General features: G+C 72.5%; 6 protein-coding genes and 1 pseudogene. 1 reads left to right on the top strand and 6 read right to left on the bottom strand.

The window, feature by feature from the left end; all coding sequences use genetic code 11:
* Together AOK15_RS46135 and AOK15_RS20115 are read right to left on the bottom strand one after the other, a co-directional pair.
* Window positions 1-297 (bottom strand): annotated as a pseudogene (locus tag AOK15_RS46135) (hypothetical protein); the annotation flags it as partial.
* Between the two features lie 52 nt (window positions 298-349).
* A complete protein-coding gene (locus AOK15_RS20115; RefSeq protein ID WP_055518809.1) occupies window positions 350-2,188 on the bottom strand; it encodes a beta-N-acetylhexosaminidase in 1,839 nt (612 codons plus the stop codon).
* Window positions 2,189-2,402: 214 nt separating this feature from the next.
* Here AOK15_RS20115 and AOK15_RS20110 point away from each other — a divergent pair, with 214 nt between their 5' ends.
* Entirely contained in the window at window positions 2,403-3,749 is a 1,347-nt protein-coding gene (locus AOK15_RS20110; protein WP_055518807.1) for an amidase, read from the top strand.
* A gap of 70 nt (window positions 3,750-3,819) precedes the next feature.
* Here the strand turns inward: AOK15_RS20110 and AOK15_RS20105 are convergent, their stop codons facing one another.
* The 4 genes from AOK15_RS20105 to AOK15_RS20095 form a co-directional block, all read right to left on the bottom strand.
* Window positions 3,820-4,302 (bottom strand): GNAT family N-acetyltransferase, encoded by a 483-nt coding sequence (locus AOK15_RS20105; protein WP_055518805.1) that lies wholly within the window; start codon window positions 4,300-4,302, stop codon window positions 3,820-3,822.
* 53 nt (window positions 4,303-4,355) lie between these two features.
* The gene (locus AOK15_RS45690; protein ID WP_167738834.1) at window positions 4,356-4,529 is read right to left on the bottom strand and encodes a hypothetical protein; all 174 of its coding nucleotides are present in this window, start codon (window positions 4,527-4,529) and stop codon (window positions 4,356-4,358) included.
* Between the two features lie 326 nt (window positions 4,530-4,855).
* Window positions 4,856-5,365 (bottom strand): hypothetical protein, encoded by a 510-nt coding sequence (locus AOK15_RS45120; RefSeq protein WP_157870314.1) that lies wholly within the window; start codon window positions 5,363-5,365, stop codon window positions 4,856-4,858.
* 141 nt (window positions 5,366-5,506) lie between these two features.
* The gene (locus AOK15_RS20095; RefSeq protein WP_055518801.1) at window positions 5,507-7,009 is read right to left on the bottom strand and encodes an SDR family NAD(P)-dependent oxidoreductase; all 1,503 of its coding nucleotides are present in this window, start codon (window positions 7,007-7,009) and stop codon (window positions 5,507-5,509) included.
* Window positions 7,010-7,175: the final 166 nt, after the last annotated feature.

Below are 7,175 nucleotides of genomic sequence, written 5' to 3'. Positions count from 1 at the left end.
GGCGCCGGCCCGCTGCGCCTCCACGACGAGGCGCTCGATCTGCTGGCCGTGCCACACGCCGAAGTGCAGGAGAGCGGTGCGTTCCCGCCGCTGCCAGGCGATCTGCCGCTCGGTGGGCCGGATCAGGGAGGCCTTGCGGACCAGGTCCTCGGGGGCGTCGTCGGGTCCGACGGGGATGCGGTACGCGGGCTCCACCGGAGCGGACGCCGTCACGGCCGGAGCGTGCGCGGCCGACGCGGGTGCCGTGAGGGGGAGGCCGGGGGCGGTGCCGGACGCGGCTGCCGTGGCGGCCGTCATGACGAAGAGGCGTCGGGAGAGGGGCACGGGGGCGGGAACCCCTCGGGTCGGTTCAGCGGGAGACCGGCTGCCAGACGGCCGCGGGCCGTTGGTCCGGCGGGTACTGCGTGAGCCGCCCGTCGGCGGTGATGTGCACGGCCATCCGGGTGATGGCGTTGACGAGCGCGTAGCCGCCTGCCGCCGGCTCCAGCTGCCAGCGCTGGAGGGTGTTGCCGGCGGCGCAGGGCTCCTCGGTGACCGCGCTGCCGGGCTCCAGCGGGACGTTGAGGGTGAGCCTGCCGCCGCGCGTCTCCAGGCATCTGCCGGTGGTGGTGGCGAGGGTGACGTAGCCGTCCGGGGTGCGGCGCAGCGTGTACACGGCGGTCGTGGCCCCGCTGCGGAAGGCGTACGTCCCGTCGGGGACCGGTACGCGGGTCAGGTCCCGCCATCCCGGCGCGTGCCCGATCGCGGAGGCGCGGGCGGTGAACTCGGCGTACGTCGGGTCGGGGCGGGCCGCGCCCCAGGTGACCTGGGCGAGGTGCCGGAGGGCCGGGTCGGCCGCGACCGCGACCTCGTTCTCCGTCTCCCCGCGTCCGTTGTCGGGCCAGAGGCTGATCTTGGCGCCGGTGACGCCCTCGGACGAGCTGAGCCGCTCCCCCTCGAAGACGCGTGGGTCCCAGTCCTGTTCGTACAGGCTCCTGGTGTTCGTGTGGAAGCCGCCGCGGACCAGGTAGAGGGAGTAGGCGGCGTTCATCACGGGGTGGCCGTCGGCGATCAGCCGGCTCGGTTTCACGGCCACGTCCAGCCAGTGCTCGACGGTCGTGCCCGCCGCGACCGGGACGGTGTTGGCGCCGGTGAGCCCGTCGTTCCAGATGCGCAGCGCCCTGCCCCGGTCGGCGGCGTGGGCGTGGACGCGGTTGACGAAGTCGACGAAGGCGTCCTGCGGGGTGGCGTTCGCCCCGTACTCCTGGCGTGCGTAGGCGAGGACCTGGGGGTACCGGGCGAAGTCGGAGCCCAGCATGTACTCGTCGGCGCCCATGTGCCAGGAGGTGGAGGTGAAGACCTCCGCGTAGTCGTCCATCAGGGAGGTGTAGTGGGCGAACGCCTCGGGCGTGGTGATGTCGAGTCGGGAGGGCTGTTTCCTGCCGTCGGAGTCGGTGAGCTGGAGATCGGGGCGGTTCTCGATCCAGGGGTCCATGTGCCCCGGCGAGTTGATCTCCGGGACGATCTCGACGTGGTACTTCTCGCCGAGGGCGACGAGGCGGCGGATCTCGTCCTTGGTGTAGTAGCCCCAGGTGTTGGCCTCGGGATGGGCGTCGCTCTTGACCTTCAGTTCCAGCAGGAGCTGGTTGAGCTTGTGGTACGCCATGTCGCGGACCAGGTTCTCCAGCCACTCGGTGGAGATGTGGATGTAGCAGGCGCAGACGCCGACGCCGCGTTCGGCGTAGCGGGGCACGTCGACGGTGTGGCCGGCGGGCACGCGGTCGCCCCGCGCGAGGAGTTGCAGCAGGGTGCGGGTGCCGTAGAAGGCGCCCGTGCCGGTCCGCCCGGTGATCGACAGGCGCCGGTCCGCGCGCAGTTCGTAGCCCTCGGCGCCGAGCGCCGCGCGGGAGGCGTCGACGCCGACAACGATGTCGCCCGTGCGTGCGCCGCCGTGGACGACCGGGACGCTGCCGTGGCCGGCGGCGCGCAGGTCGTCGGCGAGGGTCCGGGCCACGTCGACGGCCTCCTGGTCCCCGGCCACGATGCGGCTGCCGGAGCCGAAGAGGTAACTCCCCTGCCCGGGCGTCCAGTCGGACAGGGCGGGCACGGTGGTCGGGGGTGGTCCGGACGCCGTCCGGGCCACCGCGGGCACGGGCGCCGCGACCAGTACCAGCCCGACCAGGACACCGACCACTCTGGACCACGCCATACCGCTCCACCTCGCAGGCAGCCTGAAGGCATCGGATGTCTGCATCCTCGAAGCGTTTCCCCCGTCTGTCAATGGGGCTGCCGCGCAAGGGAGTTGAGGCTGGTGATCGGATGACTGTGTCGATGCGGAGGGGATCCCCGGTCATGGCTCTCGACGTGGCGCCGCCCCAGGGGGCACAGTGCTCCCACGCACACCAGATCGACAGGGAGCCCCCGTGACCAGCTGGGTCGGCCGGACCGCCGCCGAGATCGCCGCCGCCGTACAGGAGAAGCGGGTGACGCCGCGCGAGGTCGTGGCGGAGCATCTCGCGCGGATCGCGTCGCTGGACGGGCGGGTCGGCGCGTTCCGCACCGTCCGGGCGGAGGCCGCGACGGCCGAGGCGGACGAGGTGGCGACCCGCTCCGACCTGGGCGGACTGCCGCTGGCCGGGGTCCCGGTGGCGGTCAAGGACAACCTCTCGGTGCGGGGCGAGGCCACACGCAACGGGTCGGCGGCGACACCGGACGGCCCGGCCGCCGAGGACCACGTGACGGTGGCCCGGCTGCGCGCGGCGGGCGCGGTGGTCGTGGGCCTGACGAACGTGCCCGAGCTGTGTGTCTTCGGTACGACCGACGGGGTGCACGGCACCGCCCGCAACCCCTGGGACCTCACCCGTACCACCGGTGGCTCGTCCGGCGGGAGCGCGGCGGCGGTGGCCGCCGGCCTGGTGCCGATCGCGCTCGGCAACGACGGGATGGGCTCGCTGCGCATACCGGCCGCCAACTGCGGCCTCATAGGGCTGAAGCCGGGCTTCGGTGTCGTCCCGGCGGACATCGGGCACGGCGACTGGTTCGGCATGTCGGAGAACGGCCCGCTGGCGACGACCGTCGAGGACGCCCGGCTGATGTTCCGGGTCCTCACGGGCACGGACCCCGGCGAACCGACCCCCTCCTCTTCTCCCCGCAGTATCGCCCTCTCCGTGCGCAGTCCCCTGGTCGGGGTGACCGTGACCCGCCCGTACGCCGATGCCGCGCGCCGGGCGGCAGAGGCGCTGGCCGGGGCGGGCCACCGAGTGCGGCGCGCCGACCCGCCGTATCCGCTCTGGCTGGGCACGACGTCGCTGGCGCACTGGACCGCGGGGACGGCGGTGGACGCCGAGGGTCTCGACCCGGCGCGGCTGACCCGGCGGACCCGGGTGCACGCCGCGGTGGGGCGCCGCTTCCTGAAGGGTGTCCGGGCGGGCGACCGGCGGGAGCGACTGCGCCGGCGGATGGAGCCGTTCTTCGCCGAGCACGAGGTGCTGCTCACGCCGGCGCTGGCCCGGCGAGGGCCTGCCGCCGCGCCCTGGCACGAGCGGGGGTGGCTGCGCAATCTGCTGGTGAACACGTACTGTTCGCCGCTCACCCCGCCGTGGAATCTGACGGGCTGGCCGGCGATGTCGGTGCCGTTCGGCATGCTGCCGTCGGGCACCCCCGGCGCGGTGCAGCTGGTGGGTCGCCCCGGCTCCGAGCTCGAACTCCTCGCCGTGGCGGAGCAGTTGCAGGAGCTGCACCCATGGCGGCGAACGGCACCGCTCGACTGACGGGGACCGAGACAGCCTCGGCCGACGCGCGGGCGGCCTCTGGGCCGCGTCCGCGAAGTCCCGCCTGCCCCTAGAGGGCCCGGTACATGATGTGCAGCCCGACTCTGCCGTCCCGAGGGTGCTCGAAGGCGTCGGGCACGGTGCCCAGGACGGTGAAGCCGAGGGAGGTCCACAGACGGACGGCCGGGTTGGTCTCGACGACGGCGTTGAAGACCATCCCCCGGTAGCCGTCGGCCTTGGCCGCGGCCAGGACGTACTCGGCGAGCGCGCGGCCGATGCCCCGGCCGCCGTGCTCGGGGTCGACCATGAAGCCGGCGTTGGCGATCCGGGCGGCGGGACCACCGTAGTTGGGGGTGAGGAAGGCGGAGCCGACGACCGCCCCGGTGCCGTCCTCGATGACGAACACACGCTTGGCGGGGGCCATCCAGAGGGCGCGGGCGGCTTCCTCGGAGGTGTCCGGGTCCCAGGTGTAGGTCTCGCCGGCGGCGACTACGCGGTGCCAGAACGGCCAGATCCGCGGCCAGTCCTCGGCGGTGGCTTCTCTGATCTGCATGGGCGTGAGTCTGGCACGCCCATGCAGACGGCGATCGCGATGGCGCTGAGCGGTCAGTCCACGCTGGGCAGGATGTGGGGCTCGGCGAGGTCGTCCTCGTAGCCCGCGAGCCGGATGGGGGCGGACCTGGCCCACACGTCGAGGCTGCCGAGTTCCTTCTTCGTCCGGCCGGCGCCTTCGGTGCGTTCCTTGGGGCGCTGATCGCGATTCGTCTTCTCTGGTGTCACCGCGCACTCCTTATGTGTCGGGTCACCCTCGGGACGTCGGCCCAGCCTGCCGCTGCTCGCCTGACATCCGCTCGGGTCTGAGTCGAGGTCAGTTCGGACGCGGTGGCGCCGGATTCATTTGGGTGAGAGCAGACCGTGGTGACCGGCTTGTCCCGGGACGGACCGTGGGTGTGGGTGGAACCCATATAAGGCTGTCCGTCCGGTACAGAGTAACCAAATGAGCGGGCGCCTGCTCGATGGGGCTGAAAACACGAGGTAACTGTCTTGAGTCATTCCGCGTTCAGCACGCCGCCGTGTGGCGATTCGCCCTATTTCATTACGTTTTGCTACCACCCGATCGGCCTAGTTCCCGAACTCCGCGCTCCAGCACGGCTCCAGCGGATCGCCGGCTTCGGCACGCAGTTCAGGTCCCGTTGGCCGAATAGCAAGCCGACCATGATCTGCTCCTGTGTCGCAACGGCATTTCTCGCGGGCGGACTCGGGAGGACCGACGCATGGAGCTGCGCGGCATCGACGAGCTGATGGATCTGCTGTACGCGTGCCGGGGCGCCAGGGACGCGCCCGGCGGCCCAGGTGGTCCCGGCGGTCCGAGCCGTCCGGGGGATCAGCACGAGCACGCCCTGCGCACCGCCGCGTTGCTGCGCAGGGCACGGCCGGCCGACAAGGAGCTCCAGGTCGCCGGCCTGGTGCACACCCTCGGCCGTCTGCTCCGTCCGGGTGACGACACCGGCCACGCCGACCTGGCCGCCGACGCGGTGCGCCCCCTGCTCGGCGAGCGGGTCGCCCGTCTCGTACGCCTGCACGCCCTCGGCCCCGACGACCTCGTACGGCTGCACGCGGGCGGCTGGGCCGACGCGGCCCTGACGGAGGACGTGCTGACGCTGCGGGACGCACACGAGGCGGGCCGCACCCCGGGAGTGGACGCCGGGGTGCTGGAGGACGGTGCTGGAGCTGGTGTCGGACCGGGCGAGGGCGTCTCACCACTTGCCGGGCGCGTAGTCCTTCAGGAAGACGCCGTACAGGTCCTCGCCCTGCTCGCCGCGGACGACCGGGTCGTAGACGCGGGCCGCGCCGTCGACGAGGTCGAGCGGGGCGTGGAAGCCCTCCTCGGCGAGGCGGAGCTTGTCGAAGTGGGGGCGCTCGTCGGTGATCCAGCCGGTGTCGACCGAGGTCATGAGGATGCCGTCGGTCTGGAACATCTCCTGGGCGCTGGTCCGCGTCACCATGTTCATCGCGGCCTTGGCGGCGTTGGTGTTCGGGTGGCCGGCGCCCTTGTAGCCGCGGCCGAAGACGCCCTCCATCGCGGAGACGTTCACCACGTACGCGCGTCCGCTCGGCGCCTTCCGGGCGGCGTCGGCCATGGCCGGGCGGAGCTTGCTGATGAGGATGAACGGCGCGGTGTAGTTGCACAGCTGGGTCTCCAGCAGCTCCACCGGGGAGATCTGCTCGATGGTCTGCACCCAGGTGTTGCTGTCCACCACGTCGGGGACGAGCCCGCCGGCGTCGATGGCGGTGCCGTCGAGGTGCCGGGCGACGCTGGCGTTGCCCGCGACCAGCGCGAGGTCGGCGACGCGCTGCGCGTCGAGGCCGCTGGTACCGACGGGCAGCTCGGCCGGTCCCGTCAGCCGGTCCACCGCGCCGGAGTTGAAGGCGCCGATGACGTGGTGGGCGGGCAGTTCCCCGGCGGGCAGCGGGGCGCTCTCGCCCTCGACTAGGGCGGCGTAGGCGGAGGGCAGCCGGCGCACGGTCTGCGTCGCGTTGTTGATGAGGATGTCGAGGGGACCCGCGTCGGTGAGCTGGTCGGCGAGCGCGACGACCTGGGCGGGGTCGCGCAGGTCGATGCCGACGACCTCCAGGCGGTGCATCCAGTCCGCGGAGTCGTCCATCGCCTTGAAGCGGCGGATCGCGTCCTTCGGGAACCGGGTGGTGATCGTGGTGTGCGCGCCGTCCCGCAGCAGCCGCAGGGCGATGTACATGCCGATCTTGGCGCGGCCGCCGGTGAGCAGGGCGCGCTTGCCGGTGAGGTCGGCGCGGGCGTCGCGGCGGGCGCGGTTCTCGGCGGCGCAGTCCTGGCAGAGCTGGTGGTAGAAGTAGTCGACCTCGACGTAGCGGGCCTTGCAGACATAGCAGGAGCGCGGGCGCTGGAGTATCCCCGCGATCTGTCCCGTCCCGGTCACCGACGACGGCAGGATGCCCTCGGTCTCGTCGTCGATGCGCTGGGCGGAGCCGGTGGCGGTGGCCTCGGTGACCGCCTTGTCGTGGGCGGTCTTCGCTGCGCGGCGCTCCTGGCGACGGCGCTGCTTCACCGTGCGGTAGATGGCTGCGGTGGCGCGGCGCACCGTGATCGCGTCCGGGTGGTCGACGTCCAGCGTGTCGAGTTCCTCGAGCACGCTGAGGCAGACGGCGAGCCGCTCGGGGTCGATACCGGGGCCGTACACGGCCTCGTCCGTGGTCGCCGGGCCGTCCTCTGTCACCGTCATCGCGCTGCCGTTTCCCTGATCACCTGCGGCGCGCCGACTCGCGCCCGTCACCGAACGCGGAATTCTACGGACGGGAGCGCGGCTGACCAAACGCCGGGGTGCGTCACAGCTCGGGGGTACGCGTGATCATGGCGGCTGCGGGTGGGTGGGGGCTGGTCGCGCCCAC

The organism is Streptomyces ossamyceticus, assembly GCF_001418475.1.
Classification (GTDB): domain Bacteria; phylum Actinomycetota; class Actinomycetes; order Streptomycetales; family Streptomycetaceae; genus Streptomyces; species Streptomyces ossamyceticus.
The sequence above is the reverse complement of the archived record's forward strand: the minus strand, read 5'-3'. Positions and strand labels throughout refer to the sequence as shown.

Excerpts from the sequence above, each read along its gene's own strand:
- AOK15_RS20115 (WP_055518809.1), bottom strand. The coding sequence starts at position 2,188 with ATGGCGTGGTCCAGAGTGGTCGGTGTCCTGGTCGGGCTGGTACTGGTC.
- AOK15_RS20105 (WP_055518805.1), bottom strand. The coding sequence starts at position 4,302 with ATGCAGATCAGAGAAGCCACCGCCGAGGACTGGCCGCGGATCTGGCCG.
- AOK15_RS20095 (WP_055518801.1), bottom strand. The coding sequence starts at position 7,009 with ATGACGGTGACAGAGGACGGCCCGGCGACCACGGACGAGGCCGTGTAC.